Annotated in this window: 3 protein-coding genes; 1 reads left to right on the forward strand and 2 read right to left on the reverse strand. The window is 48.4% G+C overall.

Features of this window, described 5'->3' with window-relative positions:
* Nucleotides 1-346: tetratricopeptide repeat protein (locus NZ772_19090; GenBank protein ID MCS6815663.1), on the reverse strand; the 346-nt coding region annotated here is incomplete at its 3' end.
* Nucleotides 347-618: 272 nt separating this feature from the next.
* Complete coding sequence (locus NZ772_19095) at nucleotides 619-834, reverse strand: RNA-binding protein hfq (protein MCS6815664.1); 216 nt, start codon at nucleotides 832-834, stop codon at nucleotides 619-621.
* Between the two features lie 21 nt (nucleotides 835-855).
* On the opposite strand from NZ772_19095, the gene dapF reads away from it, so the two are divergent.
* On the forward strand, nucleotides 856-1,309 hold a 454-nt coding region (gene dapF, locus NZ772_19100), incomplete at its 3' end, for a diaminopimelate epimerase (GenBank protein ID MCS6815665.1).

The raw sequence follows: 1,309 nt of genomic DNA on the forward strand, positions 1-1,309 counted from the left end.
CATCGCCAATGGCAGCCTTAGAAAGGCCCCGATTGTAGTAGGCATCGGCATAATTAGGTCGCAGGCGAATGGCTTGGTCATAGTCAGCGATCGCCCCTCGGTTATCACCACTCTGTTGCTTGTTAAAAGCTTGCCGGAAGTAATCTTCAGCACTGAGAGACTGGACTAGCAGCAGAGTTGAGCTGTGCTTGGAAGCAGGAGCATTATAGGCAACAGCTCCCAGTGCATAGGTGAAAATGAACGAAGTTGTGACGACACCTGAAAGCACAGCAAACCATGGTGATGGTTTTTGCAATCGTGGGGCGTGATCACGGGTATTAGCTGGTATCAATGGTGACATACTCATTATATTGTTGTTAAGTGTCATGGTAATCTGAGTAGTTGACGGCAATGTAATTAGCTAGTGCCAACTCACTAAAGGGCAGATCGCTTAGCAGGTGTCAGCCTATCAACTAAGTTCTCATCCATCTACTGGATGATTCGACTCATACCAAGATAACTCACAACTCATCTCTCCTGCTGTAGAGATACCTCCATAATCTGCTGCCAGACTCCAGTTCGGAATTGGGGCTGTATATGCTGGATTCCTAAAGCTGGACTTAACCATTCAGGGACTGACTACGCCTTTTCGTGCAGATAGGCGATCGCATGACGAGACACGAGCACAATCTTACCAGCAGCATCTGCTACGCCAATATACAGAGGATCTTGCCAGCGAATTTGACCCGTCAGCTTTTCATTGGTTGTAAGCTGAAACTCAATATCTTTTTTCTCACGGATATAACCGCCAATGATGCGAACACTTGGCAGGGCTGTATCTAGTTCTACGCTCATCTGTTTTCACCGTAAATCTCTATGACCATTGAGTTTAGCAAGTATCAGGGACTCGGCAATGATTTCATTCTGATCGACAATCGCTATCAGGCAACTCCTTGTCTCACTCCTGAGCAAGCCACAGCCCTGTGCGATCGCCATTTTGGCATTGGCGCTGATGGCGTAATCTTCGCCCTGCCAGGACAAGGCGACACCGACTATGCCATGCGGATTTTTAATGCCGACGGTTCAGAGCCAGAGATGTGTGGTAACGGCATTCGCTGCTTGGCGAAGTTTCTCACCTACCTAGAGCAATTAGATGGCAAGCCAGACACCAACGATCGGCAATTACGCATTCACACGTTGGCAGGGGTAATGGTGCCCCATGTACAGAGCAATGGTCTAGTAACAGTGGATATGGGTGTGCCCCGGCTGTTAGCTGGAGAAATTCCCACAACTTTGGCAGCGGCTGAGGAAAAGGTTGTAAATCAGCCCT

Source organism: Cyanobacteriota bacterium, from assembly GCA_025054735.1.
Lineage (GTDB): Bacteria > Cyanobacteriota > Cyanobacteriia > SKYG9 > SKYG9 > SKYG9.